We start from the raw sequence: 26507 nt of genomic DNA, 5'->3' as shown, positions 1-26507 counted from the left end.
AAAAAATTAGACCGATTTATGATATAATAGTAAACGATAAACTTATAAATTGTAGAAAGTTGGTTAGTTATGAAACTTCCAAAAGAAGGCGACTTTATTACAATTCAAAGTTATAAGCATGATGGGAGTCTTCACCGTACTTGGCGAGACACCATGGTACTAAAAACAACAGAGAACGCCATTATCGGCGTCAACGACCACACACTTGTTACCGAAAGTGACGGTCGTCGTTGGGTGACTCGAGAACCGGCTATTGTTTACTTTCACAAAAAATATTGGTTTAATATCATTGCTATGATTCGCGATAATGGGATTTCCTACTATTGCAATATGGCTAGCCCCTACTATCTAGATGAGGAAGCCCTGAAATACATTGATTATGATTTGGATGTCAAGGTCTTCACTGATGGTGAAAAGCGTCTCTTGGACGTTGAAGAGTATGAGCGCCATAAACGTAAAATGAAGTATTCTGATGATTTAGACTATATTTTGAAAGAGCATGTTAAAATCCTTGTTTATTGGATCAACAATGGACGCGGTCCTTTCTCAGAGGCCTATGTCAACATTTGGTACAAACGCTACATAGAACTAAAGAATCGGTAAAGTTGTCAATCCGGGGTGAGAGCCCTGGTTTTTTTATTTGAAAAACCCAGCTTTACAACTGGGTTGGTTTCTATATATCTAATTTAGTAACAGTAAACTTGATGTGGGAATAGTCTTTTTCAACATCCTTATCCAACAAGAAAGCCGTAGCATCCTTCTTAACCTGAACAAGATCAATGTTCTGAGCTTGAGCTGCATAGACGCATCCACAATAACATTGACGATAGATATCATACTCCTCGCACATCTCCACCGAGCGCTTGTAGCCTTGATTTTTCTTGAAATCACTTGGAAGATAGTGGGTGGTGTAAATCTTTTGCACATCGATTCCGATGCTGTTGATGGTTTGAGAATTCTTATGAGGACTGATGGTCAAAGCTGAACCAAAATAGTCAAAGCCCAAGTCCATAGCTACCTGTGCTGTTTTGTCCAGACGGTAGTCAAAACAAACCTTGCAACGGTCACCACCTTCAGGTTCTTCTTCCAGTCCTCTGACTAACTTCCGGTATTCATTGGGTTCATAAGGCGCTTCTAAATACTGAACCGTATTTCCTGTTCGCTCATTGAAATCATTAACAAATTTCTTGGTGACGTAAGCTCGCTTGTGGTATTCTGCCTTGGGATGGATATTGGAATTGGCAAAATAGATGGTCACATCAGCGTATTTTGTCAGGTATTCTAGGGTGTAGGTACTACAAGGAGCACAGCAAACATGCATGAGAATAGTGGGACGTTGCTCATTTTTCTCCCAAATCTGTACCATTTTTTGCATAACACGGTCATAATTAATCTTCTGATTGGGATTCATCTTGCTCAGAATTTCTTCTACATCGATCATGTTCTTCTCCTTTTTCTAGTTTTATTTTATCATATAAGTTAGGAGAGCTCAAATCTATTTAGAAGAGAAAACCTTAAAAGGAGGGATTATGTTCCCTCCTTTTGTGTTTTTTATAAGTTGCTTTTACATCATCCCGCCCATCATGCTTGGATCCATTGCTGGAGCTGGGGCTACTGGTTCTGGTTTATTGGCTACGACTGCTTCTGTTGTTAAAATCAAGCTAGCTACAGAGGCTGCATTTTGAAGGGCTGAACGGCTCACTTTAACTGGGTCGATGATTCCCTCTTCAATCATGTTGACCCACTCGCCAGTTGCTGCGTTGAAGCCTGTACCAACTTCAGCATTTTTCAAACGGTCAATGACGATAGACCCTTCGAATCCTGCATTGTGGGCGATTTGACGAACAGGCTCTTCCAAGGCGCGGAGAACAATATTGCGTCCTGTTGCTTCATCTCCTGTCAATTCCAAATCAGCAACGGCTGGAATGACATTGGCAAGAGCAGTTCCACCACCTGCAACGATTCCTTCTTCAACGGCTGCACGAGTAGCGTTGAGGGCATCTTCAATGCGGAGTTTCATTTCTTTCAACTCAGTTTCAGTTGCAGCACCGACCTTGATGACTGCGACACCACCTGACAATTTTGCCAAGCGTTCTTGCAATTTTTCGCGGTCAAATTCAGATGTTGTAGTTTCAATTTGTGACTTGATAACCGCAACACGGTGGGAAATGGCTTCAGGATTTCCAGCACCTTCTACGATAACCGTGCTATCTTTGTCCACAGTTACTCTCGCTGCTTGACCTAGCGCCTCAATAGTAGCGTCTTTCAACTCAAGACCAAGATCTTCTGTGATGACTGTTCCGCCTGTCAAGATAGCGATGTCTTCTAACATAGCCTTACGACGGTCACCAAAGCCAGGGGCCTTAACTGCTACTACGTTGAAGGTTCCACGAATCTTGTTCAATACAAGAGTCGGAAGAGCTTCACCATCCACATCATCCGCAATAATCAAGAGTGGACGATTGCTTTGGAGAATACTTTCTAGGAGTGGCAAGATTTCTTGGATATTTGAAATCTTCTTATCAGTAATCAAAATGTATGGATTTTCGAGGTCAGCCACCATTTTTTCGCTATCTGTCACCATGTACTGTGATAGGTAACCGCGGTCAAACTGCATCCCTTCCACGACTTCAAGCTCTGTTTCCATACCACGTGATTCTTCAATAGTGATGACTCCATCTTTTCCAACTTTTTCCATAGCTTCAGAGATGTATTCGCCGACTTTCTCAGAACGGGAAGATACGGCAGCAACCTGAGCGATGGCTTCTTTGTTGGCAACAGGAATGGCATTGTTTTTCAAGGCTTCTACAGCTGCGGCAACTGCTGCTTCAATCCCACGACGGATACCGATTGGGTTGGCACCTGCAGTGACGTTTTTGATTCCTTCACGGACGATAGCTTGGGTCAAGACAGTTGCAGTTGTCGTTCCGTCACCTGCGATATCATTGGTTTTTGAAGCTACTTCTGATACCAATTTGGCACCCATATTTTCAAAATGGTCTTCCAATTCGATTTCTTTGGCAATAGTAACACCGTCATTGGTAATTAATGGTGAACCAAATGATTTTTCCAATACAACATTACGACCTTTTGGTCCCAAGGTTACTTTAACAGTATCTGCAAGGATATCGACACCACGGACCATAGCTGAACGAGCATCAGATGAAAATTTAATTTCTTTTGACATACTTACTTTCTCCTTCTATTCTTCAATGATTGCCAAAATATTGGCTTCGCCAACGATGATGTACTTTTCATCGCCATCTTTGACATCAATACCTGCATGAGCTTCAACTAAGACACGGTCTCCAGGCTTAACGCTTGGAGCAACCAAGTCACCGTTCAAGGTACGAACCCCTTGTCCAGTAGCTACAACTTGGGCTGTTTTTGTTTTTTCTTGGGCTGAGCCCGCAAGGACAAAGCCTCCAACAGTTTGTTCTTTTTCTTCGATTTTCAAGACCACACGGTCTCCTAATGGTTTCAACATCTGTTTTCCTCCATGATGAAATACATATTATTAGCACTCTTTATATCTGAGTGCTAATTCATAGTTCTATTGTATCACTTGGTCAGAAATAGTCAAGAAAAAAGTCTGACTTTGGCAAGATAAAAAGCCTGAGACCAACTCAGACTTTTCAATGCTTAAAATGGCAATTCTTCCTCTTCCAAGACCAAATCTGCCAAATCCTGTCCTGCATTATTTTCACGCATAGCACGTTGGGCGCGGCTTTCCAAAAGTTGGAATCCTGTGGCAAGGACTTCAGTCACATAGTTCATCTGGCCATTTTTCTCAAAGCGACGGGTACGAAGTTCTCCATCCACAGAGATAAGACTACCTTTAGTTGCGTAGCTTGCCAAGGTTTCAGCCAATTTCCCCCAAAGAACAAGATTGACAAAGTCAGCTTCACGTTCCCCGTTTTGGTCTTTGTAACGACGGTTCACAGCGATAGTTACTCGCGCTACTGACTTGTCATTGTTTGTTTTGTGCAATTCTGGTGTAGACGTCAAGCGCCCGATCATGATTAGTTAGAGCAAAATACATAAAAAATGATTTTTACAGTCACGTACCTTCTCGTTCCATCTCATACATCCTTACCGAATGCAACACCAGATCACGATACTTCCAAGTTGATACCAGGTACTCAATCACTTCCTGGTCCTCTATCTTGCATTCCATGAATAATAACAGCTTGACCCTGTATTCATTCTTTAAAATTGGCACCTGGTAAGTCACATCTACCCAATGCTCAAAACCTAATTCTGTCTGCTCTATGCTCGCAAGTTCAATCTTCAAAATGTTCATGTTTTCTTCCTCCTACTTATCTATTCGTAAAAAAAGAAAAAACAGTGAAAAAATCACTATTTTATTTGTAACCATACTCTACCTCAGCTTCACGGCGCATTTTCACAGCCTCTTCAAGAGATGAGGTGCTGCCTAAATACTTTGGCTTCTTATCAACATTGATGAATACTTGATAGTTCTTCTTTCGCTTATTGAAATAGACACCACGAACACCAGTGCTACTCCTAACAGTTGGTTTCGTAGATTTTCGACTCTCGGGATCTCGAATAGAGTCCATATAGCCCTTAGATGCTCCACGTCTACAACCACAAGAGGTCTGATGGCCGATAAGATTATTATTCAGAATCACGCTCTGACCACAATGCTTACAGATACAATTCCACCACACACGCTGATTCTTAGAATATGCTCTGTCAATAATCTTGAAGTTATCTGTTTCGGTTCCTGAAAGGTCTTTGAACCTCTCACGCTTCTTCTCGTCATTAAGGCATCCACAAGATTTAGTTAGACCGTTTTTTAATCTATATCTGAGGGCGTGATATAGATTACCACAATCACATTGGCAGAGCCATTTGATTTCTCCTTTAGAAGACCTTGTCCCGTCATCTTCTATGACAACGAGACGATTGAATCTCTGCCCGATTATATTCTCTCTCATCGGATATTCTCCAAGTTCTTCTCAATCCATTCAAGTCGATTTTGACGACCAGCTGGAATTGGTCTTGGATCACGAGAGTAATTCTTGAATCGCATTTGAAGCATGTATGAACCTTCTCCTAGGTTGCTACTTTCTAAAGCTACCTCAAGATAAGCATTAGCTATGAAGTTTCCATCAGCTGTATACATTCTGCCAGTACAACCGATAACATCTTCACGGCTATTCTCAATCCATTTCAATAGTTGTTGCTTCTTAAATTGGTCATAGTAAGCGTGAAATGTCATGTTCATCTTAAGCGAATTATTTAGATAGTAACGATTTTGAGCCTTGCCAATCATGGCCAATTCAAAGTCTTCAAATAAGTGATCAAGCATAGCGTTGACTCTTGCAGCACCCATCTTCTCAATAGAAGTCTCGCCACTCTTAAATCTCTGCCAATTGGCGTCAGTGAATTTGATACCTGGTAGCTTGTAGAAATCATTCTCATATCGGAAGTATCGTCCTACATATTCCAAAATTAGGTCTTTGATGTCGTTGTTAATTTCCATGATTATATACCTCTGTTCCTTTGATTAAGCCCACGCTTTTTCAGCGATGTAGTATGTGCCATAGTTAGAACCGTCTGCAATGACTTCGATGCCGTAGTAAGCGCCAGCTTTGTGCATCACTTCGTTGAATTTTACTTCTTTAGCTTCGCCGAGCATATTAGCGTATCCATATTTACCAGCTTGGCGCATTTTAGCTTCAACTGCACGCCATTGTTTTAAGTTATAGTGTTCTGTTTCTTCTTGTTCTGATTTAACGATTCCCCATGCGATTTTTATAGCTTCTGCGATATATTCAACTGTTGAACCGCCGAATCTTTTAGCGCCACGTTTTGCTATTTCCCATGCTAGTGTCATTACTTCTTTTTTCATTTTTGATCTCTCCTTTATTTATCTTACAAGTATATTATATATCATATAAGATAGTTTGTCAACAATAAACACAAAGAAATTTAAAGATTTTTTATTTTAGAAACTACTTTCAGAGCAAACAAAAAAACCGCAAGCTATTGCCTGCGGTTAAAACAACTAGAACAATATTTTAGAAATTTTCCTTTCTATTTTTAAAAAAATTATTTTGTAGTAACAATTAGTCCATCAGGTAATACATCAAATGCTGGTTTGTCTGAACGGCTGCCATCTTCGTTGACGTAGTACCAGCCTCCTTCGACTTTGACAAGTTCTTTTGAAGACATTTCGCCATTTTCTTCTTTGAGATGGTATAGTTTGTCCTTGTATTGAACCCAACCAGTGACCATCGCTCCTGAAGCATCAAGATAGTACCATTTGCCATTCACAAGCACCCAACCAATGGCCATTGCGCCATTTTCTTTGAGATAATACCACTTACTATCATCCTTCAACCAGCGAGAAGCTATTGAATAACCTCTCTCGTCGAAGCAATACCAGATGCCATCAATCTTTTCCCATTTGTCTTTTGGGTAAGATCCGTCAGGATATTCATACCACCATCCGGTATCATTCTTTTTCCATTTAGGTTTAGCTTCTTCGTCATCTAGTAAAACAATGTTTTTGTCGTACGGATTTGAAGAATATTGCCACCAACGGATTCCGTCCATACTTGGGAAATATTCAAAGTCAGCGTTACCATCGTTTAAACCATACCCGGCAATCCAAAGGCTGTTTGGGAATTTCGCAAGAATCTGCTCATAATAGATATTATTGAGCGTGAATGGCTTGTAGCTGTAATAAATTGGCTCATAGCCATTTTCTTTGAGGATTTCCATGAAGCGAATACAAGCATCTGTATTTGCCTGTTTATCTCCGCTTGCGTGATCTTCGTAGTCGAGGCACAAGTATTTTACTTTTTGGGGCACATTATCAAGGAAGTAACGTGCTTCTCGCTCAGCTTCTTCAATGTCACCACCAAACCAAGCAAAATGATAGAATCCAACTGGTGTGGATTGCTCAACTTGAGCAGACAGGCAAGGGTTTAGGTAATTTGTACTTTCAGAAACTTTGATAATAGTATTCTGTGTACCCATGTCAGCCAAGATACCTGTAATATCGTATCCATTGTGGCTAGATACATCGATGAATAAGTCGTTTTTCTTCATTGTTTTCTCCTAATCTTCGCTTGGTTCTTGATAGTCAAGAGCCCGTTTGCTGTCCGAAATCCCTGCTGTGGTTGGGTCATTCACGACACCAATCAATACCAGGATGTAAACGAATGTGTTCACACCGTCCTGGATATTTTTGGGGATTTCAAGGCCAAATTGTTGAACCATAAGGAAGATTGCTCCAAGAAGAGCAATGAGTGTTGTTTTGTTTTGCAAGCGCAATTTCCAGTTAATCATTTTGAGTTTCTCCTTTTATTGTTGTTTATTTTGAATCAAACTTTTAAGCTCTCTTACATCCTCACCGAGCGATTTCACTTGCTCAGCTAGTACTAAGATAGCCTTATTTTGTTCATCGTGGTTATCGAGCCTTTTATTGGCCGATGTTTTAAATTCATGCAAGTTCTCAATATCTTTTTCTAAAATAGTGAGACGGTTCTCTTGCTTGGTTGCCTTATCTTTCATCGAAAAATAAAGCCCAATGACAGGAATTAGAGAAAGAAAGATTTGCAAGATTAGTCGTTCATATCCTGGCATAAGCACCCCTATTCTTTACCTTCAAATTTCCAAGCAACACCCGTTCCGTTTTGCTCGAGGGCGCCATTTGTAGCAAATGCGCTGACTGGTTCACCGTTATAAGTAAATTCCTTATTCAAATGAATCAAGATACGTTTGCCTTCGCCGTTGACCTCAACATGGCTTGAATCCTCAATCGTGATGAGGTCGTTTGGCATGTACGTTTTGCCAATTTCAGCAAGTGGAATGAGTTCAACTAACTCTTTGTAAGTAGTCCCATAAGCAATGTTCTTGCTCATAACTGAGTTCAAGACCATGATATGAAGCAATTTGCCACTCAAGCGAGCGTTCTCTTGAGTCTGTTTAACGAGTTCAGAGAGTTCATTTTGCTTGTTTGCATTCTCAGCGATTTTATGCTCAGCCTCTTCAAGCTTAGCTTGTGCCTTCACGATGGTAGAGCCTGGATCTAATTCAGCCTTGATAATATCCAGCACCGCTTGAATCAAGACATCCTCTTGCTCCGACGTGCGGTCTCCTGACAACTCACGCATGTTTGTGCTGTAACGGGTACCATCTGAGAGGCGAATTTCAACCACGGTCTTGAGGTTATCCCCAAGGCCACGAGTATAAGGCTTGCCTGCAAGCTCATAGTTATTAATTGCCATTTGTCATTTTTCCTTTCACTTCTTCAAACTTAGCTTTCAGTTTTTCATCCGATTCGATGATTTGCTTCATTTGCTCAAGCTCCATCGCTGTCACTGTGTACAGCGCTTCGAGCGTGGCCGATTGAGTAGCCTCTTTGCCGACCTTTTCACCAAGCGACTTAATCGCTAGACTGCTGATTTGTTTGTCTTGTTCATTCATGCTGTTTTCTCCAATTTTTCTATTTTTTGATTGAGCTCCTGAATAGCCTTAATTAAATAAGGTACGAGTACGAAACTGCTATATGAATAAGCGCCATCTGGATTTTCCAAAAATGCTTCAGGAGCGTACTTCTGTACATCTTGCGCCATGATACCACACGAAATATCCTCGATTTTTCCGTCGTATTCTTTTCGATAGCTGTACGTCTTTAGATTTTTGATAACATCGAGACCTGAGACTGTGCTATCTTCGATATTGTGCTTATACCTGCGGTCTGAAATCTCCTTATTCATCGGGATCCAGTCGTAGGAACCAGGTCCTAGATAAAAATAAAGATATCCATTTGATCTTTCAATTTTTCTATACTCAGAAGAATACATCCATCTTCCAGCAACTCTATTACCTTCATTGTTGTAATAAAGAATATCACCTCTTACTTCCAAATCTCCATGAACAACAGGTCTTCTCCAAAAATGGGCAGTATTATAACAGTGCATTTCTCCAGATCGCTTAACAAACCAAGCATAGTCGCTCGGCTTGGTCCAATTATCTCCCCAGTTCACCCAAAGAGCTGTTTGGCCCCACTTCGTATCACCACTGCTCATACCAACTTCAAACTGGTTCGTTCCAGTCAGCCAATAAGTTGACGGGTCCTTATCATGCGTACCAATTTGGAATCCACCGATTCGACCTTTAAAACCTTCAAGCAAGGTCGCAGATACTACTACTGACCGAAGTTTGTTGATGAAGGCTTCTTTAGCAGCAAGCGTGTCTGTGAAGATATCGCTCGAGACGAACAACCGAGCCATGGCCGAGTCCATAATCAGCTTGTCAGCTGTAATGGTCCTTGAACCGATAATCTCAGCGTTCAGCTTAGCAAATGCACCCTCGCCTACAAACAAGCGCTTGAAGTAACCATCAATCGCTGTTAGTTCGTCAAGTAAGGTCTTACCCTTAAGACGAATCTTTTCGGCTTCAATCAAGACTTGGTTATTCGTCGCATTAATTTGAGAGATAATAGAGCCTGCGCTAGTCAGGTTTTGAATTGCCCATGAATTAGCTAGTTGATTTTGAACTGTACGAACAGCTTCGTCTGTGTCTTCAGGAGCTAGCGTGAATGATGTCGCATTACTTCCAATTTCAAGTTTTATTTCTGAAATGTAAATGTTTATTGATTTCCCAGGATTTCCATAAAACATTAAATTGATTTCATCAATATCAACTGGCAACTCATAGTTAAAATTAAGTTTTTTATAAATGGATGAAGTTATGTCGCTATTTGGAATCTCCTTCCATGCCTGTGATTTTATTGCACCGTCTTTCCTATAATGTAAACCAACATTTAGGCCGGAAAAAGTATTGTATCCATCTTTTGAAACCAAAAAAGAAAGAGTGATTTTGTCGGATTTTTTTAGTTCAATTTTGAATGTCTGTTGCAATCCAAAATAACGAGCATTTATAGATGTACCATAAACGTGCACGCCTGATTTGTTTCGATTTCGCGATGAATGTTCATAGTTGAAATTTAATCCCGAAGCGTTCATTTCTTTCCAATTTTTAGAACCCTCACGAAAATCAGCATTCTTCACATAATTTCGGCTATCTCCGACATTTTTAGCCACCTCAACCTGGAACAACTGATTAGTTAAGGCAATCCTTGAGACTTTCTCAGCGATATCAGACTCGCTACTGCCGATAATGCGCTCATAGAGCTGATTGGTCTCTTTTACTCGTTGAAATTCGACGAGATCAGCCTTGTTATCAAGCTGCCGTCTCACTTGCTCACTGATGCGCTTGGCTTCTTCAGCAAGTAAGGCACTAGCACCAGCTTTCGTTAAGGCTTCGTCTGATTTTTGCTTAGCCTCACGCAGACCTGCGCTATCAAAATTTCTGAAACGTTGGTCGATTGTCTCTGTTAGACTTTGCTTGACCTCTTCTGCTTTTGCTTTGGCTAGCTTGATTTGCTCATCGAAGTCACTCTTGAGCTTTTCGACCTTTTGGTCATGTCCTCTGTCCGCCTCTTCAAATTGGTTTTGAAGTTGCTTCTCAAATTCATTGAATTGCTCAATTTTTCTTGTGAGTGTTCCTGCGTATGAATACTGCGCATCATTCCCAGCCTTACTATCTGCGCTGATACGGCCACGTAGACCGCCTTTGAATGTGAATGACTGGCTTAATACTGGAGATTTGAAGCTCTCACCCGTATTTGTCTTAATAGTCACCCATTCGCCTACATTTAGCAATAAATGCCCTTGATAATTCAAGTTATATGGATAATAACGGATATCCTTGATTTTTTGATACAGATTATCTAAAATCGCTTGATACATGAACCGATTTTCAAGTTCTAGCGAGCGCCCAGTCCGCAAGCCAACAGTAAGAGTCTCTTTGTCTTTCTTGCAAGTTATCCCTGCAATCTGATACTGGATCTCACTCTTAGTCAAGCCGTGCATGAAATAGCTATCTGCTGTGATCGTGATACCTGAGTCAGTCAATTCCTTGATTTCAAGTTTTCCTTCTCGATTGAAAAAGCAAGACATCCCGAGCATTTGAGATGCTAGGCTCAAGACGTCTCTGAATGTCATTTTTTTCTCAGGGGGGATTTTCTCGATTTGGTAATTCATGGATGTTAAATCCATGTTCTCGTTTGCTAGCTCGACTCCCGTTTTCAGACAAATCTCTTTGATAACTTGTCTAATTTCAGCAGGATAGGTCAGAGATGTGATGTGTTCACGATTGAGCTTAAACATCCCGTCCATAAGGTCGAGCTTGGTCGTTTTACGGTTCCGGTCAATCTCAATATCATTGATGAAGTATTCGCCCATCTTCACCCATTCATAGGTTCCGTCTACTAAAAGGCCGATTTCTGGGTAAATCTTATCTAGCTTATTGAAAGTGGTAATGATGCTAGAGAAGATGATTTTAGCGCTACCGGCGCATGTTCCACCCGGTTTGTAAGCATCACCCTTGATATAGCCATAATCAAAACTAGCCTCTTTGATATCACTTGATTGATACTGTCCTACTCTGATAGCAAGGGTGCGGTTTCTAGCAAACATTGCTTCATCGAATTTCCTACGTCTGAATATATCCATGTTCTGCCCCCTACCTTTCTATCAGATTAAATTTAGCGCCCGACCATGGCTTGAGCTCGTTTGTAAATGAATAACTTGGAGCCGTTCTGTCCCCAACGTAAAATGTTTTAGTTGTTTGACCAACCATGGGATCTGGATAAGATACCGTGAAAAATTCAGACGATACGGCATTTAAAAGCTGACTCATTTCATCCTGAGTCAGCATCCCCCATTCGCAATCCAATTTTCGTTTAGTCGTGATACGGTCGCGCACCATGTCACCGTTAGCATTACGACCGGTATCTCCGTCAATATCCTGGATACCGATTTGAAAAGATTTGGGAGGCTTAACAGCCAGCCCATTGATAATTAAACGTGCCATTTTACCTCCCTCTAAATGTTAAGCAAGACTTGTCCTGCACGTTCTTGTTCTCGATTGATTTCTTGGATGGCCACACGACCGAACTCATGACCGCCAATCATGATGACGATGTCACCACTACCGCTGAAGCCTCCAGATTGTGGTAAACCACCGCCCAAGGCATTGACTACAGCACCGCCTACGATGCGTCCCATCGTCTGCAAGAAACCAGTATTTTCAAGAGGCATGACGACCTCTTTACCAGCTTCACCAATCATAGCTACTGTCGGACTATCGACGATACCACCACGAGCCAATCGAGGTAGACTTACATAGCCAACGCTACCGAGAGATACACCCGGAATTTTGTTAATTAAACCAATAACTCCGTTAATCATTCCGATGAAACCATTGACTACATTTTCAATCGTGCCAAGAACCGCATTGACTGCGCTCTTGAATGCGCCACCTACTGCGCTACCGACCATTTGACCAGCGTTCACGAAGATGTTCTTGACTGTTTCCCAAACTCCTGAGAAGAAGCTCCCAATCGAGCTGAAAGCGTTCGTGACTGCTTCGTATGCGCTACTGAAGATGTTACCAAACCACGTAGCAACGTTAGCAAGTGCAGTCGTCACGTCGTTCCAGCGCTCACCAAACCAGGTTCCGATTGAAGAGAATATGCTTGTAAGGGCGTCCCACGCCTTTTGAAACATATTCCCGATCCAAATTGCAACATTCGCCAAAGCTACCGTGATATCATTCCAACGATCTGCAAACCATTCGCCAATCGGCGTGAAGATAGCCACGATACCATCCCAAATTCCTTGGAAGATTGCCACAATTGTATCCCAGATAACTTTCAAAACTGCTACTGTCAAATCTAACAAGGCTGTGAGAAGCGTTGATAGGATGTTCATGATAGCATCACCTGTTTCGGTGAAGCCGTCAAAAATCTTACTCATATCACTCGTAAGAATACCAGTGATGATATCAAACACACCCTTAAGAAAATCCGCTATGCCTCCGAATATATCAGCAACCGTATTGAATAATACGCGAAAGACTTCTCCGATATATTCAAGAGTTGGAGCTAAAACTCTCGTCAATTCCTCAACGATAAAGCCAATAGCAGGACCTACATAAGCGTTAATGACTTGTGACATTTCTTGGAAACTTGCGACCATCTCCAAAATCTTCTGGATCATTGGCGAGATATGTTTGCCAATTGTGTCCGAGAAGCCTTGACCGAGTTTTTCGATAATTGGTTGGATGTAATTATTCCAACCTTTTACAAACAAGCCAATAATGCCTGATATAGCTTTCGTTGACGATTCAATTGATGGGCGAATGTAATTATCGTACACACGACTGATTGAGTCTGACAGGTCATTGATTGCTTTTTCAGCGCTCTCAAAAATTGGAGCGATACCGGTTAAGACATTTGAAAAAGCCTCAGCAACGCCAGGCATATTGTCTGTAACACTTCTCTCAATGCCTTGTAGTAGGTCACCGCCAAGTTTGAAACCAATCTCCACGATGCTGGCTTGAATAGCTAAAACAGCAGACACAATCGAACTACCAATGCGAACGGCACCAGTCGATGTTATGACGTCATAGAAGCCATTTGCGAATGCCTGAGCGATGTTTCCAGCTGATGCAAACATATTGCCCGTGTTCTCGAATTGAGCTACAAGAGAGCGAATAATACGCTCTTTTTGACGTCCTAGACCATTTGCTATGCTTTCGGAAAGAAAGACACCAATACCAATTCCGACCGTTCCGATAGAGCCTGCAATCTGCCCTAGCGCATAAGCGATTTTCTCTGTCATGCCATTAAAGGCATTGACTACTCGTGGATCAGTTGCAATTTCTTCAAGTGTAGTCTTGATTTGACCAAGACCAATCTTAATGCGTTCTAATCCTTCTGCTCTGAATGCAGCGGTGAAGCCCTTGCTAAAGAGGTCTGTTAAGCCTTTCAGCTTATCTCCAAGGCCGTCGAAAATGCTCTTGAATTGGTTATCTATGTCAGTCAAGGCTATTTCTGGCAAGATGTCTTTGAAAGGTCCGCTGCCGCCTTTGCCTTTCTTACCTTTGCCTTTACCTCCACCGCCACCAGAACCTCCAGATCCTCCGTCGTCCGAATCATCTTTCTTGTTCAAGAGCGTGATTTCATCGAAACCGGCTAACCCGAGCAGTTCTTTGACTGCTTTCTTAGCGTTTTTGGCCGAGTCTCCGAGGTTATCAGCTAGACCGCCTGAAGCGTCGTCTGCGTCGTCCATGGCATCTGCGAGGTCGCCTGCGCCAGATGAAGCATCTTGTAAGGCTCCGTTCATATTGCCAACTGCGCCAGCCACACCGTCTTTTACAGTCGCTTTCTTGTTGAACATCAAAGCGATAAACTCAGCGAGTTTAGCAGTCACGTTCTTCAAGACCATAGCAAAAGAGTTCAAGACTGGCATAATCGCATTGATAATTGGCAAGAATGCGTTACCTACGTTTAAGGCGGCATCCTTCAATAGTGATTTAAACAAGCTAATACGTCCATTGACCGACTGTGACAAGGTCGTGCCATACTTGGCAGTTGCCTGCTCCAAAATCGCCATGAGACGGATTTGTTGTTGAGTCTGATAGTCGAGCTGGTCCCAACTTTGTCCGTTTGCAAAACGCTTGAATGCTTCAGTCGATTGAATCATCGCCACATTGACGTTGATTCCTAGGTCTTCTCAATAATGTTATCGCATGGCTTTTTATCCATACTTCTTACAATTTCTTGTAAGTTCGGCATACATTTTCACCTACAACCGAATTGTTTAGGTGCTTACCACTCGTGGGGATATTTTATTCTGTACTTTTTTGCAAAACAAAAAGCACAGGTTCAATCCCTATGCTCTACGGTGACTAAGCCTCTTTAATTGCTTAGTTTACCTCGGTATCGTCGTGTTTTAATTACTTAAAATTTAGAGTTCTACCGATTTTGGTAAGTTCTTAATCCGCCTATTTCTAAGCGGTGCGACAAAAGTCTATCGCTTCTGTATTCCCTAACAAACCTGAGCGAATCCGCTCCATAACGTCTGTAATGCTACGACCTGAACCCTCTGCGACTACTGCCGATGTCTGAAGCATCTTAGCAGTATACGCACTCAGCTTGTTAGAATCCTTGATAAAGCCAGAAAATAGGTTTGAATACACCGCCCCGTATTTTGTCGCTTCACCAACGCCCATATTCATAGCGTTTGCATTATCGTTGACCCATTTTAAGAATGTCTGTGAGCTCTCGCCCATTTGACGCTTGATTTGGTTAATTGATGCTGTGACTTCAAGAGCCATCTGCGTTGAGTACATGCCGACATCTAACAATTTCTTGCCTAAATAAGCAAAGCCAGCGAATTTGGCTAGCTTACCAAACACACCTAGCATGGAGCCAGACTGTGCCTTGATTTTGTCGGTTGATGACTGTACTTTGTTAGAGGCATCTTTGACCTTGTTCTCGACTTCTTTCATCTTGTTCTTAAAAGGTGCGATTTCAGCATCAATCATTACCTTGAGCTCATCAAGAGTAACTCCCATCTATTCTCCTTTCATTTTCAATTTTCGATTATGACTTTCAGCGAATGCGCGCATGCGTTCCTGGTGCAATTTCAATTCTTGAGCCAATCTTGCTTGTTCGACCTGCTCTCGCTCTTTCTCGAAAAGTTCAGGAGCATAATCCCATACTTCAAGCGGTTTAGCATCTTTTGAAAGCAACATAGATACATTGTTCGCTATCATTTGCGAAAGTCTGTAAGATTCAATGATTTTTTCTTTTTGTTTTTGGATTGTGACACGATTATAGCTTTCAATCATTTCTCTGATTTCAAGCACCGTTAAATCCCAAAAATCGAGGGGCCTACCTCCGATATCTAAATACATCGGATAAAGCCCCTCAACCATTTCTTTTACTGATAATATAGCAGTCGACTCTACTCGACTACTTCCATTTTTGCTTTTGATTTCTTGGGAGTTTTCTTGCTTGCTTTCTCCCGTGGCATAAAACCCGATACTTGAAGCATTGGCAAGATAACGTCTGCCATGAATGCTGCCTGGTCGCCACCGTTATCGACGTAATCATCGTATAGGTCAGATACATCTTCAAATGAGATTCCATGCTCAAACTTTTGAAGCGCTCCATGGGTCAACAGTAACATGACTTTAAGGGGAGGCAAAGCAAAAGCTTCACCTTCGGAGGGCATGAATACCTTGAGCAAGTTTGCTCCGATTTTTTCTTCGACTTTCGTCGCTTGCAAAGACGTGAGGCGGAGTTTTAACTCCTTGTCCTCACTGACTTTCCAAATTGCGTATGGTAGAGCCATCTATTAACCTCCAATTCCGTCAACGAATGTCAATTCAGACTGCAAGGCAATCTTGAGCGTAAATTCGATAACGGAGTTCACTCCGCCACCGCCCAATTTAACGGACACTTGACCTTCAAAAGTAACCTTGGTATTGTCTGGGTAGGTTTGTTCAAAGTAGAGTTTCTCCTTGTTGTCTGCAGCATTACGCAAGACACGGTAAGGTGAAGTGGCAGTTGTGTTGTCATAAGCGAATTTGTACTCAAGTTCCCCAGCATCACCAATACCAAATTCGTATTTCTTAACCTTGTCTGCAAGAGTTGTATTCTCGACTTTTTCAGGTTCAATACCAAATTCAGGGACTTCTTTCAAACCTACAAGATTTTGATAATCGCCTTTAGTTTTACTAAAAGCAAGCTTAATTCCGTTTGCTAACATGTATTAATTCTCCATTCTATACTGATAAACCAATTGTGAATTCAGGTCCACGATTCCCTCGAAGCGCATCAACTTGTGACGCAAATGCGACGGGTCAGGTACATCCTGACAATCTGTTCTTCGTAATCCTAAAGATGCGAAGATTTCATTGATTTTAACTGCCAAATCGCTTGTACTATCTTTGTCAAAGATATCCACCTTATAGCGGATATGCGACTTCTTCTCTTGGTCGTCGAACCAATCACCCGGTTTATTCTGTTCTTCCAAAAAAATAACGACTGGAACATTCTCCCAGTCGCTCGGGTAAGTATCGGTCACATTATCTGCGACCTTTTGCAATTCTTTGTAAATTAAAGGTTTAATATTAATCATTTTATCTGTTCTCTTATCTTTCTGCTGACGTATTTTGAAACACTTCTAGATACACGGTCATGGTTATCTTTCAAAGCAGGATACAAGTAAGGTTGCGCAGGTTGACCATACATCTTATAAAACTCCCCTCTTTTCGCAAAGTGGTAAGGTCCTACGTTGATTTGGTCTTCATGCACGTACCACGGACTAGACCGATAAGACACGCTCACTTCTGGAGATATACCAGAATGATTCTCTTGTCCATTCGGACCCGTTCCTAATTCGACATAGGCGCCATGGTCTGAGTTCGTGAAGACTTCGCCCGATATCTTGTTGCCGTTTACTTTTAATCGCACCCTAATGCTATTTCTCAATTCACCCTCATTCGCTGGCGCCCTGAGTTTCGCTTCAGCTTGTACGACTGTTTTAGCAGCATGCAAGACCGCTTGTCCTACTATCTCGTTGCTCTTTGCACCGTACAACTTACGGCATTTAGCGATTAAGCTATTTGCTCCGATTAAACCTGACACGTTCTAACTCCAAAACTTGATGATGACTGTATACTTTCTTTGAAATAACACGATGCGTGACGTCTGTCTTGCTATCGATACAAACACCATCTTTTACGTTGATATCCGCATCTTTGCTCGCATTCGCATTCAAGATATCATTGACACGGTCACCGTAAATCTCAGATTGTAGCTTGCTAGTCGCTGGCCACAACTCAAGTCTTACTTCTTCAACCTCGTCCGCATATCCCTCTTTAGCGACTCCCTCATTCGTTACGGTTTTCTTGAACCGCTTGAGGTTATATGGTTTCAGTCTATTCTTTTTCAAAAACATGACCTGCCACCCTCGCTAACCGATGCATCCGAATACGCTGTAAAAGACCCGTAGATAAGCCTGACTCACTGTAGGTAACAGAGATACCACCTTCGCTCCTAGACTGCTCTCCCTCGCTTCCAGAACGGTTGTAGAGCTCAATTGCAAGTTCCGGTAGTAGTCTTTTGAGCGCTGGCGTCAGCTTCTCTCGGTTTGTTTCAGATAAAATGATATTTTCAGCCCTTAAAAGTAAAGACGAGAGGACTGTTTCGTCGCTCTCGCCCGTCAATGATTTTAGTTTTTCAAGTTCCATAAGACCTCCTAATCGTAAGGAGTCGTCTCGTCTCCTTGGATTTCGTTTTCGTCAATGATCTCGACAACATCTGCGATATCGACTGAGAACTCACTCTTGAGATTGTGTGACAATTCGTTGAAACGCTCGTCTGTCATCCCAAAAACATCATTCTCATGTCGTCTCACTTTCGCTTGCCAATCATTGAAGGCTTGTTTTACTCTGACTTTCATAGGTCAGACCTTATTTCTTGACTTCAGCAAGCACGACCTTGGAATCGTCTGAAACTGCGACTGTGTAAAACTCGTCAATTGAGATTTCAGTAGAACGTTTCAAAGACTTGCGGTCTACTTCGACGTTTGGATCACGTTTGAGGTAAACTGTCAAGGCTGGAGCGTCTTTTTCAGTTTCATCATCGCGAGTGAGTTTGATGATTGGGCAAGTGTAAAATGCGCTAGTAGTATCAAGAGCAACCTTCTTAGTCGCAACGATACGTGTGTTGGCAATCATACCAATTTCACCAGTCATGATAACTTGGTTTGGATACTTATCCGCTGAGATGAAATTTGGATCTTTACGCAAAGTTGTGACTTGTTTTGGATTGACAAACATAACTTTTTCAGTATTGACTTCTTCTTCAAACAAATCAATTGCATCAACGATTACATCGTAGCTAATTGCTTTTGTTTTTGAATCAAATTTACGAGTGTTTGTTTTTAGAAGAGCATCCATTGCGTCGTTATCGATTTTAGATGCGATTGAAAGCGCAAGCTGGTTTTCTGCATTTCCTACTGGGTCACCATAACCAGAGAGAACAGCTTCGTCTGTCAATTCAACAGCTTTCATAGCTTTCTTGATTGTAGCAGTCTTGGTAGATGTACCAAGGACTACAACACCAGCTTCCACACCTTCGTTTACGTCTTCAGCATCACCGATATAAGTGTAAGATGGTACTGTGATTGTGTTTCCTGGTACGCCTTCAAGCGTGCGGTCGATAGCTGCAAATGGAATCACTTGCAATTTCTTTGGTAATTTAGCTGCGATCATATCTCCCATTACTTCGGGATTTACGAGATTTGCGATTTTAGTTTGTGCCATATATTAAATTCTCCTTGTTAGTTAATTCAAAAATGAGTTATACAATTCAGGATTTGACTGCTTCAATGCAGCCTTCTCCGAATGACTCATTTGGAAAAATTGAGCTCTTGAAAGCCCTGTTGATTGTTGTGGCGCAGTCTTAATAGGTGCGCTACCCTTCATGCGGTCAGATACACCTTTCTGAACTGCATCCTCCCACGTTTTCTGAATGCTCGCGATTGATTCAGTCACGGCTTCAGCATTTGACAAATCAACCACGGCTACTAATTCAACTGGTAAGCCACGTTCGCTTAGCATTGCCTTAGCTTCTGCGGTCAATTCCTTGCGAGCAATCGCTTGTTCACGATTAGCCAGTTCTTGCTCACGTTGATCCAACTGATATTTTTGTTTTTCATCAGCGTTCATCTTGGCAAGCTTTTTCGCTTCGTTTTCCTTGGCTTCTTGCTCTGATTTCCACTTAGCAAATTTCTTATCGATGATAGCATCGACGTCCGCATCCGTGTACTTCTTCTCGTCTTGCGGTTGTTGTGTAGGTTCTGCAGGTACCTCTTGGACTTCAACCGTTTCGACTGTTTGTGTTTCTTCGTTCATTGCGAACCTCCTATTTTTAAAGTCGTCCCCGACTGTATAATTCCATGGCTTTTTTTGTCATCAATGCTCGGACAATATTAAAACCGTACGGGATTCCATACGGTTAGGTTTTATAGTTTAATTTCTTCAATTTTTGCACGTTGTTCTAGAATTTTTAAATAATTCCACATAGTCGAACGCTGACCTTTTAACAAATCGATAGGACATTTCGGTTCAAACTCTAGTTGCCCTTTTTCGTATTGACCAATCATCATGTCTAACTTTTGGAATCGTTCTCTCAATTCGTAGTATTCTTTTTTAAATCGTTCTTTCCAAGGTTCCATTTTTTTGTTCCTTTCTTAAATACAAAAACCGCATCGAATTCGACACGGTTTATAGCAATTTACAGTGATTTATAGCAGTCTATTCCTGCAAGTCAAGATGTCGGATCACCTACTTTCTGTTTTTGAACTCTTTGTTTAAATTTTTCATAAACAAAAAGATAAAAGATACCAGCAATAAAAATACCAACCACCCAAAAGCGATTGATACCCATTCCCAAATGAACATAGTTTACTCCTTTCTAAGCATTCTCTTGAGGCTTGGCATTCTTTCCCACCCATTTTTTGAAAGCATCAAAAGTATTCATATTTTTAAAATCCACATACTTTTCAACCTCTTCAACGGCTTCATCAACTTTATCATCATGAAAACAATAACCATTACCCGATAAATCAAAAATTCTATTTTGGCCTTTCTTATCAACAATCCATAACTCCTCACCATGCCAGGCGCTCTGTGGGTCGTAACATTTCTTAGATTGAATTTCAAGGTCATTATTTTCAATCAATTCTATCAACTTTTTGTACTTATTCATCAGTTACTCCTTTCCGAGCACGAAAAAAGCACTTAGATTACTCTAGGTGCTTAATTGTTATAAATTAGCAATAGTATCTTTGATACTTTGCCATAGTTCTTCATCGCTTACTCCTGCGTATTTTTTTTCTATTTCCTCAATAGGAGGAATAGTAATCTCATCGGGTTGAGAAAGCCAAAACTTCTCTTCTTCCTTTGTCAAAGTATAAGGCATAACTAATCAATCCTTTCAAAAGTAAAGTCGTACTTTTCGGCAAACAATGTCAATGTTTTTTCCTGTGCTTTTACTTCAGTATAACCTAATTTAATCATTTTTTCAATCAAATTCTCATATTCTTGATTAGCTTTTTTATGTATCCGTTTATTAGGTTTTGAATACCAGTATACACTTCCGTCATGACCTATCGTCAACCCATATTTCACGGTGTTATTTTTACTCCGTTGTTGCAACGATGCAAAGTCGCTAAGCGATGGTGGATACCCTGACGGATGATTGTGAATTGAAACAAGGCTTTGTTCAGAGCTTTCTTTAAAAGCTTTTCTCACTTGGTTGTTATAAACTACACCTTTTATTTTTCTAGCTTTATTGCTTAAAGCAACAACTCTTCCTGTCTCTGCATCAAGCAAATAGTAGTCTTCATACTGTGTTCCGTTTCTATGCTGCAGTATCTGCCTTGAAACCCTTGCAATAGATTCGGATAAATTCGAAGTTTTTGGATGATTTTTTAATTTATCAACAAATTCATCGCTTCGGACATAATCTAAGTTCGCCCCGAATTTCCCTCCACTCAACTCACGCTCTCGTGGTTTTGCAACATATTCACTATACCAATCGTTATAAGACATATCAGCAGGCACATATTCGACTTTGCCAGTCTTGGGATTTCTCGCTCGTCGCTCTAGCTTGCTGTAATCGATGTCCTCATCATGTGCGATAGTCGTAGACCTGCACCATGGATGTAGAGGTGGATAGTTCACCCCAGGAACAGCCTTGTCCGTATCATAGACCTTGTTATCATGCTCTTGGCAAATGTGTGACGTGCGCTTGTCCAATACTGCCACAAATTTGTACTTGGTGATTTCAGCATCTTCATAGCTGAGCAGTTCCATTTGATTATGAAAAAATGCTGACTCAGTACGAACCAAGCGCCTAGCTTTATTCTGCCCAACCTCAAAACGTTCAGCTATTGCTTGAGATGTATCTCTTACGCTTCGGCCAGCCATAAGACTTATCAGGAGCTCGTCTTTTACAGTTGAAGCGAGCGCCCCTGTATTTTCCCATATCCTATCCGAATAGCCCTCTCCTGTCCATTTTAGACCTCGTAGACGCTTAATTTCTGTTTCAGGGAGATCAGAGAAACTATAAGCTAGCCCCGTTTGCTGTTGTAGGTCAAAAGTAGCCTTGTAGTAGCTGTCTTTCATCAAGTCGCTGTAAAAGGCATCTGAGCCCGTCTTCTCGGAGTGATAAATCGACTCACGCATGCGGTCTAAATCATCGTTTAGACGCTCTAAACGCTTCATTCGATAGGCATAGGCTGGACTGTCCAAATCAGCAAGTAATCGTTGGATGTTCGGGTCATTTGGCCTAGCTTCAAGAACCTTACGAAGTTCGTTTAGGTCCTTTTGGTCTTTCATATTCTTTAGGACCTGACGAGCATCACGCTCACTCAATCCATAATCACGCTGGAATTTATCAAAAACCTTGTTGATTTGCTTATCTAGATAGGATTTGGATTGCTTGTAGATCTCGTCAAACTTATCTGCTTGTTTCTCAGCCTTGTCCATCTGCTCATAGATGAGATTAGCCTTCCTCTTGGTCCAATACTCCTCGTTCTTCATCTGTCACCTCTTCGTCTGGCTTCGTGTTAGCCTGGTTAAAGAATGGCACACGGTCCTTATTCTTTTCCTTCTCTTCTTCGAGTTCTTCCAATTCAGCGTCAGGATCTTCAACGAATGGCAAGAGTGAAATAAGCTGACGAAGTGAGACCTTACCTTCAAGATTATTGATAATCTGTGACAATTCAAGCAAGTTCTTAGGCAATCCACGGCTAAACTGCGGCACGATTGAATGTGCTTCAAGAGCAATCTGCTGCATTCCCAAATAGTGAGCGAAGATAGCAATCCGCTGTCTAAGACCTCGCTTGTAATTAGCTTCTTTCGTCTTAGTAATCATTTCAAGGCCTAATAGCTTAAATTCCATAGCTCAATGTTGTTACCGTAGAGGCTCTTTATCCTCTACTTCTTACGGTTTCCCGCAAGTTCAGACTATCTCTTCACCCCTATCAGGGTGTCGGATTTCGTGGATATTTCTGCATATAAAAAAACGATACTATGTACCGTTTCTTACTTAGCTTACTCTATCTAGTCGTTAAACCTTACTGATATTTCTACCAGCAGTGGTAATTGATTAGCTTCAGTAATATGTTACAATTCTTCCTTTTTCATCTCTAACAATTGTCTTACCAGACATGTCTACACCTTTTGAAAATTGTCTCAAATCGTATTTTTTATAATTCAATAAAACATCATCGATTGTTTCATCATTAACGATTATATCATCTCGTTTTACGGAACGATAATATCTGTAGACAAGAGTTGAAAAAGAAATGTTGTTTTCTTCAGATAATTTTTTTAGATAGTCTCTCAAGATATATCCCTTATACTTAACGTTATCAGAACGATTCCGTTTATTTGTATGTTCAGGAACCCACCTACAGTTACTTGGTGAGTAGTCTTTGTCATTGTCTATCCTATCTAATTGCAAACCGAATTCTACTCCGTTTTGCATTGCCCAACTTCTGAACTTAGCTACATCACTAAATTCATCAGAAACGCCTATTCCACGTTTTCCATACCATTTGTAAGCCCAATGTTTTTCATCATAACATCTTGCTAACATAGAGTAATAAACTTGGTTTAGATGTTTGTGCATTTTATCTTTTATCATTTGTTTTCTCCTAGAACTTTATACTATTATTATACCATAATAGAATACAAAAATCTAGGATATTACTGTTTTGCGCCTTCCAATTTTAACCCGATTTATTACCTCAAAGTTACCTTTGAGGAGGGCAACTATTTTACCCCCGAACTATTGCCTGCGAAGTTCTCATCTGTTAAATTTGGCACATGGCTGAACGTGTAAATGTCCTCTTTCAAAGCCTTGCGCAAGATTTCAGTTGCGTTTTCGTCCAGAGCATTTTTCAAGAAATCAGCTTTGGCATCTGCTGGCAATTCCAAAAGGCCTTCTTCAGCAAGGATGCTCATTGCTTCTCTAGCATCCTCCAGGTTATCAGCCAATTGCGCGCCATACAATACAAGAATAGACTCGACTGCCTGCTCTTTGTCGTTGACGCGATTGCCCATCAATGAATTATAAGCATCAATCAAGCTAATCTGTTGCTCATAGTCACCGATCGCAAAGTGATTATTTCGGTATTCGATAATCGGAACCTGTCCAAGATTATGAGGCTCTACCTGCTCGTTTCGTGTAGTCCCTATACTAGAATCACGCAACACGATGTGGTAGTGCAGATTCTGAGTAAAGACTTCTGCTTGATACTTAGTCGCATCTTTCGTGTCGTCTTTAATCTCGTAGTAGTATACTGCAAACAAGGCCTTGCGTTCGATGCTATCATCGTAAACAATGAACACATTCTCAGGGTCTACGCTAGTCGAATCAAGCTCAGTCAATCCCTCCTTCGCATAGATGTACTCGTAAGCACGTCCATAAATAGCCATGTTCAGAGCGTTCTGCGCATCTACCTGGTCGATTTCAGCACCGTCAAAAGCCTCAAGCAAAGGCTCAAGGTCGCTCTCAGCAGTGTTGTTATACTTGATAGGATTGCCCATAAAATAGCCCGTAGACGTATCCGCAATGTCCTTAGCGTGATTAGCTACCGTCTTGTAATTTGGAGCTTTCTGATTTCTTCTCGTATGATTCAAAATAGCATGCTCACCCAAGTAGTATTTCTTCAAATCACGCAAGCGACTGCGTTCTTGTGTGTGTTTGCGAATCAGCTTGTAAATCAATTCTTTACTCAAAGCTGTTTCATCGTATCCATCCCGTGGATAAGTTAAAATCTGATACATTTAATTCCTTTCTATAAACCGTATTGTGAACGTCTGCGGACGGTTGCTTTCCCACCTTCGATACATTGAAGGCTATATCGCAACGCATCCATCAAGTGGTTATTCTTATCTTCTGGTTTGTTCAACCAATTACCTTCTTTGTCCCGCTGGTAGCAGTAACTATAAAATTCATCCATGATGTGTTCACAGCTCGGATGTACATAAATAGCGTATCCTTGCAATTTGGATACGCCTGCCATGATACTATCCTTTCCTTTCCTACTCTCTTTGATTCGAGTTATACCGTGTTCTGACCTAAGCTCTTCGATTAGCCGAGACTCTGCACTATCTGCGATGATTGTAGAGCGATGATACCCTTTGTCCTTTATCATCTTAGCGACTTCCTTGGTTATCAGACCGACTCTGTACGCTTCGTCAAAGATGTGTATTTCTTTTGTTTTGTCGTTTATCAACGAGCAACACAAAGCAGTTGGATCGTGAGTGAAACCGAAGTCAAGGCCGATACATAACTTGTTATCAGGATTTTGAAGAAGCTCATCTTTGTCAAAGTCTTTGACAGTCACATTGTTGTAAATTAGACCTTCAGCAACCCCCCATTCACCGTCGCAAACAATTCTCGCACGTCTTGGATTCGTGTGATACAAGTCCTCATAACGCTTGATATCGACTTCATCCAGCCACTCGTTGCATCGATATGTAGTTGTAGTAGCGAATGTATCAGCACGTTTAGTCTCTTCGTCAAAAAAGACACGTTTGAGCCAGTGCCTCTCATTCCACGGGTTAAATGTGACCGTGATTTGTTTAAAGAAATCAGGCACGTCTAAGCTACCACGGATTGATTCAACAACTGTACTAAACTTATCTTCAGTTTCGATTTGATACGCTTCCTCGAACTAAGCCCAGCAAAGAATACCTACATCAACTGTGATAGATGTGATTTTTAACTCATCATCCAAACCACGAAATAGAATCTTCTGTCCTGTTTCTTTGACTGTGATTTCAGGCAAAGACTCATTGAATTTAAACTTATGAGCAACTTTTAACTGGTTAGCTGCCCACTTGAAATCCGTGTAAGTCGATTGCTTATTCGTGTTAGAGTATCTACGAATGACTAGCAAGTTAGCCCATGGATATTTCAAGAGACGGATAACATAGTTCAAAGCGGTCGTCTTTGACTTCTTCGAGCCACGGGAACCCTTGACAACTCGATACAAGTTTCTCGAACGCCAGAACTGGCCGTATCCACCGCCTACTGTCTTGGGTAAGTCAACGACAATATCATTCTGTTTAATCTGGTATGTCTGACTCATTCGCAAACACCACCGTTCCAGAAATGTCAGCATCTACCTTGTCCGTCCAAAGCCTATGACGTTTTCCTAAAAGTTCAGCAGCTTTAATTCTATCCTTTGCTCCAACATCAATATCAATAACTTGTTGACCAAGTTCACCGATACTGCATAGAGTCTGTTCTTGAGTCTCCCCTCGCATGACTGAAGTTAGGTAACCTAAGACCTCTTGTTGATCTGCAATCTTTTCAGAATCAAGCTGTTTCAGTCGTTCATCTATATATGTTTTAATCTTAGGATTCTTTAGTAACTTATGTCCTTCGACACCCGCTACCCTATCACTAGAAGCACGATAACCCGCTTTCTTATAAGCTTCCGTCGCATTGCCTGAGATGATGTACTCATCTGCAAATCTCTTTTGTTTTATTCTTAATCCACTCAATTTTCCATCAC

32 protein-coding genes and 5 pseudogenes are annotated in these 26507 nt (G+C 41.3%); 1 reads left to right on the top strand and 36 read right to left on the bottom strand.

The features are described 5' to 3' along the window. Positions 1-69: 69 nt before the first annotated feature. Positions 70-603 (top strand): DUF402 domain-containing protein, encoded by a 534-nt coding sequence (locus A6J84_RS00425; protein WP_070696466.1) that lies wholly within the window; start codon positions 70-72, stop codon positions 601-603. A 70-nt stretch (positions 604-673) separates the two neighbouring features. Here A6J84_RS00425 and A6J84_RS00420 read toward each other — a convergent pair whose 3' ends face one another. From A6J84_RS00420 to A6J84_RS00250, 36 genes and pseudogenes are all read right to left on the bottom strand, one after another. Beyond that, positions 674-1441, bottom strand: a complete 768-nt coding sequence (locus A6J84_RS00420) for an epoxyqueuosine reductase QueH (RefSeq protein ID WP_084921629.1) — start codon at positions 1439-1441, stop codon at positions 674-676. Between the two features lie 123 nt (positions 1442-1564). Continuing rightward, positions 1565-3187: a chaperonin GroEL gene (groL, locus tag A6J84_RS00415; RefSeq protein WP_000031557.1), complete on the bottom strand. Its 1623-nt coding sequence runs from the start codon at positions 3185-3187 to the stop codon at positions 1565-1567. 15 nt (positions 3188-3202) lie between these two features. Beyond that, a complete protein-coding gene (gene groES, locus A6J84_RS00410; RefSeq protein WP_000917326.1) occupies positions 3203-3487 on the bottom strand; it encodes a co-chaperone GroES in 285 nt (94 codons plus the stop codon). Between the two features lie 155 nt (positions 3488-3642). After that, a complete protein-coding gene (locus tag A6J84_RS00405; RefSeq protein WP_095725820.1) occupies positions 3643-4020 on the bottom strand; it encodes a single-stranded DNA-binding protein in 378 nt (125 codons plus the stop codon). A gap of 40 nt (positions 4021-4060) precedes the next feature. Next, entirely contained in the window at positions 4061-4303 is a 243-nt protein-coding gene (locus A6J84_RS00400) for a hypothetical protein (protein WP_095725774.1), read from the bottom strand. Positions 4304-4364: 61 nt separating this feature from the next. Then, positions 4365-4961 (bottom strand): AP2 domain-containing protein, encoded by a 597-nt coding sequence (locus tag A6J84_RS00395; RefSeq protein ID WP_095725773.1) that lies wholly within the window; start codon positions 4959-4961, stop codon positions 4365-4367. Continuing rightward, positions 4958-5509 carry an anti-CRISPR protein AcrIIA6 gene (gene acrIIA6 / locus A6J84_RS00390; RefSeq protein ID WP_095725772.1) on the bottom strand — a complete coding sequence of 184 codons (552 nt, stop codon included), beginning with the start codon at positions 5507-5509 and terminating at the stop codon, positions 4958-4960. Before acrIIA6 ends, A6J84_RS00395 begins: the two co-directional genes overlap by 4 nt. Positions 5510-5533: 24 nt before the next feature. Further along, on the bottom strand, positions 5534-5863 hold the full coding sequence (locus tag A6J84_RS00385; protein WP_227743427.1) for a hypothetical protein: 330 nt from the start codon (positions 5861-5863) through the stop codon (positions 5534-5536). A gap of 215 nt (positions 5864-6078) precedes the next feature. After that, complete coding sequence (locus tag A6J84_RS00380; protein WP_095725770.1) at positions 6079-7083, bottom strand: GH25 family lysozyme; 1005 nt, start codon at positions 7081-7083, stop codon at positions 6079-6081. Positions 7084-7092: 9 nt separating this feature from the next. Beyond that, complete coding sequence (locus A6J84_RS00375; protein ID WP_095725769.1) at positions 7093-7323, bottom strand: phage holin; 231 nt, start codon at positions 7321-7323, stop codon at positions 7093-7095. A 15-nt stretch (positions 7324-7338) separates the two neighbouring features. Next, a complete protein-coding gene (locus A6J84_RS00370; protein ID WP_049505442.1) occupies positions 7339-7620 on the bottom strand; it encodes a hypothetical protein in 282 nt (93 codons plus the stop codon). Positions 7621-7628: 8 nt separating this feature from the next. Beyond that, positions 7629-8264 carry a hypothetical protein gene (locus A6J84_RS00365; protein ID WP_095725768.1) on the bottom strand — a complete coding sequence of 212 codons (636 nt, stop codon included), beginning with the start codon at positions 8262-8264 and terminating at the stop codon, positions 7629-7631. Continuing rightward, on the bottom strand, positions 8254-8463 hold the full coding sequence (locus A6J84_RS00360; protein ID WP_095725767.1) for a hypothetical protein: 210 nt from the start codon (positions 8461-8463) through the stop codon (positions 8254-8256). The genes A6J84_RS00365 and A6J84_RS00360 overlap by 11 nt, the downstream gene beginning before the upstream one ends. After that, positions 8460-11558 (bottom strand): tail fiber domain-containing protein, encoded by a 3099-nt coding sequence (locus A6J84_RS00355; protein ID WP_227743428.1) that lies wholly within the window; start codon positions 11556-11558, stop codon positions 8460-8462. Before A6J84_RS00355 ends, A6J84_RS00360 begins: the two co-directional genes overlap by 4 nt. A gap of 10 nt (positions 11559-11568) precedes the next feature. Further along, positions 11569-11919, bottom strand: a complete 351-nt coding sequence (locus tag A6J84_RS00350; protein WP_049501191.1) for a DUF6711 family protein — start codon at positions 11917-11919, stop codon at positions 11569-11571. Between the two features lie 11 nt (positions 11920-11930). After that, positions 11931-14624, bottom strand: a pseudogene (locus A6J84_RS10180) (phage tail protein); the annotation flags it as partial. Between the two features lie 301 nt (positions 14625-14925). Next, positions 14926-15468 (bottom strand): annotated as a pseudogene (locus tag A6J84_RS00340) (hypothetical protein); the annotation flags it as partial. Continuing rightward, positions 15469-15810, bottom strand: coding sequence for a hypothetical protein (locus tag A6J84_RS00335; protein ID WP_095725817.1), 342 nt, complete (start codon positions 15808-15810; stop codon positions 15469-15471). A gap of 50 nt (positions 15811-15860) precedes the next feature. Beyond that, on the bottom strand, positions 15861-16250 hold the full coding sequence (locus A6J84_RS00330; protein ID WP_095725816.1) for a DUF6096 family protein: 390 nt from the start codon (positions 16248-16250) through the stop codon (positions 15861-15863). A gap of 3 nt (positions 16251-16253) precedes the next feature. Continuing rightward, positions 16254-16667, bottom strand: coding sequence for a phage tail tube protein (locus A6J84_RS00325; protein WP_095725815.1), 414 nt, complete (start codon positions 16665-16667; stop codon positions 16254-16256). Positions 16668-16670: 3 nt separating this feature from the next. Then, the gene (locus A6J84_RS00320) at positions 16671-17039 is read right to left on the bottom strand and encodes a hypothetical protein (protein ID WP_095725814.1); all 369 of its coding nucleotides are present in this window, start codon (positions 17037-17039) and stop codon (positions 16671-16673) included. Further along, positions 17036-17548 (bottom strand): HK97-gp10 family putative phage morphogenesis protein, encoded by a 513-nt coding sequence (locus A6J84_RS00315; protein ID WP_095725813.1) that lies wholly within the window; start codon positions 17546-17548, stop codon positions 17036-17038. The genes A6J84_RS00320 and A6J84_RS00315 overlap by 4 nt, the downstream gene beginning before the upstream one ends. Next, positions 17523-17861, bottom strand: coding sequence for a hypothetical protein (locus A6J84_RS00310; protein ID WP_095725812.1), 339 nt, complete (start codon positions 17859-17861; stop codon positions 17523-17525). Before A6J84_RS00310 ends, A6J84_RS00315 begins: the two co-directional genes overlap by 26 nt. Continuing rightward, positions 17842-18153 carry a phage head-tail connector protein gene (locus A6J84_RS00305; protein ID WP_095725811.1) on the bottom strand — a complete coding sequence of 104 codons (312 nt, stop codon included), beginning with the start codon at positions 18151-18153 and terminating at the stop codon, positions 17842-17844. The genes A6J84_RS00310 and A6J84_RS00305 overlap by 20 nt, the downstream gene beginning before the upstream one ends. 8 nt (positions 18154-18161) lie before the next feature. Next, positions 18162-18365, bottom strand: a complete 204-nt coding sequence (locus A6J84_RS00300; RefSeq protein WP_095725810.1) for a hypothetical protein — start codon at positions 18363-18365, stop codon at positions 18162-18164. A 10-nt stretch (positions 18366-18375) separates the two neighbouring features. Then, positions 18376-19230, bottom strand: coding sequence for a N4-gp56 family major capsid protein (locus A6J84_RS00295; protein WP_095725809.1), 855 nt, complete (start codon positions 19228-19230; stop codon positions 18376-18378). Between the two features lie 21 nt (positions 19231-19251). After that, positions 19252-19821 (bottom strand): DUF4355 domain-containing protein, encoded by a 570-nt coding sequence (locus tag A6J84_RS00290; RefSeq protein WP_095725808.1) that lies wholly within the window; start codon positions 19819-19821, stop codon positions 19252-19254. A gap of 110 nt (positions 19822-19931) precedes the next feature. Further along, positions 19932-20144 carry a crAss001_48 related protein gene (locus A6J84_RS00285; protein WP_095725807.1) on the bottom strand — a complete coding sequence of 71 codons (213 nt, stop codon included), beginning with the start codon at positions 20142-20144 and terminating at the stop codon, positions 19932-19934. Between the two features lie 239 nt (positions 20145-20383). Continuing rightward, positions 20384-20677, bottom strand: coding sequence for a hypothetical protein (locus A6J84_RS00280; RefSeq protein WP_095725806.1), 294 nt, complete (start codon positions 20675-20677; stop codon positions 20384-20386). A 57-nt stretch (positions 20678-20734) separates the two neighbouring features. Continuing rightward, on the bottom strand, positions 20735-20890 hold the full coding sequence (locus A6J84_RS10120) for a hypothetical protein (protein WP_193756702.1): 156 nt from the start codon (positions 20888-20890) through the stop codon (positions 20735-20737). A 2-nt stretch (positions 20891-20892) separates the two neighbouring features. Beyond that, positions 20893-22515 (bottom strand): minor capsid protein, encoded by a 1623-nt coding sequence (locus A6J84_RS00275; RefSeq protein ID WP_193756701.1) that lies wholly within the window; start codon positions 22513-22515, stop codon positions 20893-20895. Continuing rightward, a pseudogene (locus tag A6J84_RS00270) lies at positions 22478-22879 on the bottom strand (phage portal protein); the annotation flags it as partial. The gene A6J84_RS00275 and the pseudogene A6J84_RS00270, both read right to left, overlap by 38 nt. Positions 22880-23089: 210 nt before the next feature. Continuing rightward, on the bottom strand, positions 23090-23623 hold the full coding sequence (locus A6J84_RS00265; RefSeq protein ID WP_095725804.1) for a hypothetical protein: 534 nt from the start codon (positions 23621-23623) through the stop codon (positions 23090-23092). 134 nt (positions 23624-23757) lie between these two features. Further along, positions 23758-24768 (bottom strand): annotated as a pseudogene (locus tag A6J84_RS00260) (phage portal protein); the annotation flags it as partial. Positions 24769-24779: 11 nt separating this feature from the next. Further along, positions 24780-26078: pseudogene (locus A6J84_RS00255) on the bottom strand (PBSX family phage terminase large subunit). Further along, a complete protein-coding gene (locus A6J84_RS00250) occupies positions 26056-26496 on the bottom strand; it encodes a terminase small subunit (RefSeq protein ID WP_095726472.1) in 441 nt (146 codons plus the stop codon). The pseudogene A6J84_RS00255 and the gene A6J84_RS00250 overlap by 23 nt, the downstream one beginning before the upstream one ends. Positions 26497-26507: the final 11 nt, after the last annotated feature.

The sequence above is a fragment of the Streptococcus sp. FDAARGOS_256 genome (assembly GCF_002289235.2).
Classification (GTDB): Bacteria; Bacillota; Bacilli; order Lactobacillales; family Streptococcaceae; genus Streptococcus.
The sequence above is the reverse complement of the archived record's forward strand: the minus strand, read 5'-3'. Positions and strand labels throughout refer to the sequence as shown.

Excerpts from the sequence above, each read along its gene's own strand:
- A6J84_RS00425 (WP_070696466.1), top strand. The coding sequence starts at position 70 with ATGAAACTTCCAAAAGAAGGCGACTTTATTACAATTCAAAGTTATAAG.
- A6J84_RS00420 (WP_084921629.1), bottom strand. The coding sequence starts at position 1,441 with ATGATCGATGTAGAAGAAATTCTGAGCAAGATGAATCCCAATCAGAAG.
- groL (WP_000031557.1), bottom strand. The coding sequence starts at position 3,187 with ATGTCAAAAGAAATTAAATTTTCATCTGATGCTCGTTCAGCTATGGTC.
- groES (WP_000917326.1), bottom strand. The coding sequence starts at position 3,487 with ATGTTGAAACCATTAGGAGACCGTGTGGTCTTGAAAATCGAAGAAAAA.
- A6J84_RS00405 (WP_095725820.1), bottom strand. The coding sequence starts at position 4,020 with ATGATCGGGCGCTTGACGTCTACACCAGAATTGCACAAAACAAACAAT.
- A6J84_RS00400 (WP_095725774.1), bottom strand. The coding sequence starts at position 4,303 with ATGAACATTTTGAAGATTGAACTTGCGAGCATAGAGCAGACAGAATTA.
- A6J84_RS00395 (WP_095725773.1), bottom strand. The coding sequence starts at position 4,961 with ATGAGAGAGAATATAATCGGGCAGAGATTCAATCGTCTCGTTGTCATA.
- acrIIA6 (WP_095725772.1), bottom strand. The coding sequence starts at position 5,509 with ATGGAAATTAACAACGACATCAAAGACCTAATTTTGGAATATGTAGGA.
- A6J84_RS00385 (WP_227743427.1), bottom strand. The coding sequence starts at position 5,863 with ATGACACTAGCATGGGAAATAGCAAAACGTGGCGCTAAAAGATTCGGC.
- A6J84_RS00380 (WP_095725770.1), bottom strand. The coding sequence starts at position 7,083 with ATGAAGAAAAACGACTTATTCATCGATGTATCTAGCCACAATGGATAC.
- A6J84_RS00375 (WP_095725769.1), bottom strand. The coding sequence starts at position 7,323 with ATGATTAACTGGAAATTGCGCTTGCAAAACAAAACAACACTCATTGCT.
- A6J84_RS00370 (WP_049505442.1), bottom strand. The coding sequence starts at position 7,620 with ATGCCAGGATATGAACGACTAATCTTGCAAATCTTTCTTTCTCTAATT.
- A6J84_RS00365 (WP_095725768.1), bottom strand. The coding sequence starts at position 8,264 with ATGGCAATTAATAACTATGAGCTTGCAGGCAAGCCTTATACTCGTGGC.
- A6J84_RS00360 (WP_095725767.1), bottom strand. The coding sequence starts at position 8,463 with ATGAATGAACAAGACAAACAAATCAGCAGTCTAGCGATTAAGTCGCTT.
- A6J84_RS00355 (WP_227743428.1), bottom strand. The coding sequence starts at position 11,558 with ATGGATATATTCAGACGTAGGAAATTCGATGAAGCAATGTTTGCTAGA.
- A6J84_RS00350 (WP_049501191.1), bottom strand. The coding sequence starts at position 11,919 with ATGGCACGTTTAATTATCAATGGGCTGGCTGTTAAGCCTCCCAAATCT.
- A6J84_RS00335 (WP_095725817.1), bottom strand. The coding sequence starts at position 15,810 with ATGTATTTAGATATCGGAGGTAGGCCCCTCGATTTTTGGGATTTAACG.
- A6J84_RS00330 (WP_095725816.1), bottom strand. The coding sequence starts at position 16,250 with ATGGCTCTACCATACGCAATTTGGAAAGTCAGTGAGGACAAGGAGTTA.
- A6J84_RS00325 (WP_095725815.1), bottom strand. The coding sequence starts at position 16,667 with ATGTTAGCAAACGGAATTAAGCTTGCTTTTAGTAAAACTAAAGGCGAT.
- A6J84_RS00320 (WP_095725814.1), bottom strand. The coding sequence starts at position 17,039 with ATGATTAATATTAAACCTTTAATTTACAAAGAATTGCAAAAGGTCGCA.
- A6J84_RS00310 (WP_095725812.1), bottom strand. The coding sequence starts at position 17,861 with ATGTTTTTGAAAAAGAATAGACTGAAACCATATAACCTCAAGCGGTTC.
- A6J84_RS00305 (WP_095725811.1), bottom strand. The coding sequence starts at position 18,153 with ATGGAACTTGAAAAACTAAAATCATTGACGGGCGAGAGCGACGAAACA.
- A6J84_RS00300 (WP_095725810.1), bottom strand. The coding sequence starts at position 18,365 with ATGAAAGTCAGAGTAAAACAAGCCTTCAATGATTGGCAAGCGAAAGTG.
- A6J84_RS00295 (WP_095725809.1), bottom strand. The coding sequence starts at position 19,230 with ATGGCACAAACTAAAATCGCAAATCTCGTAAATCCCGAAGTAATGGGA.
- A6J84_RS00290 (WP_095725808.1), bottom strand. The coding sequence starts at position 19,821 with ATGAACGAAGAAACACAAACAGTCGAAACGGTTGAAGTCCAAGAGGTA.
- A6J84_RS00285 (WP_095725807.1), bottom strand. The coding sequence starts at position 20,144 with ATGGAACCTTGGAAAGAACGATTTAAAAAAGAATACTACGAATTGAGA.
- A6J84_RS00280 (WP_095725806.1), bottom strand. The coding sequence starts at position 20,677 with ATGAATAAGTACAAAAAGTTGATAGAATTGATTGAAAATAATGACCTT.
- A6J84_RS10120 (WP_193756702.1), bottom strand. The coding sequence starts at position 20,890 with ATGCCTTATACTTTGACAAAGGAAGAAGAGAAGTTTTGGCTTTCTCAA.
- A6J84_RS00275 (WP_193756701.1), bottom strand. The coding sequence starts at position 22,515 with ATGAAGAACGAGGAGTATTGGACCAAGAGGAAGGCTAATCTCATCTAT.
- A6J84_RS00265 (WP_095725804.1), bottom strand. The coding sequence starts at position 23,623 with ATGATAAAAGATAAAATGCACAAACATCTAAACCAAGTTTATTACTCT.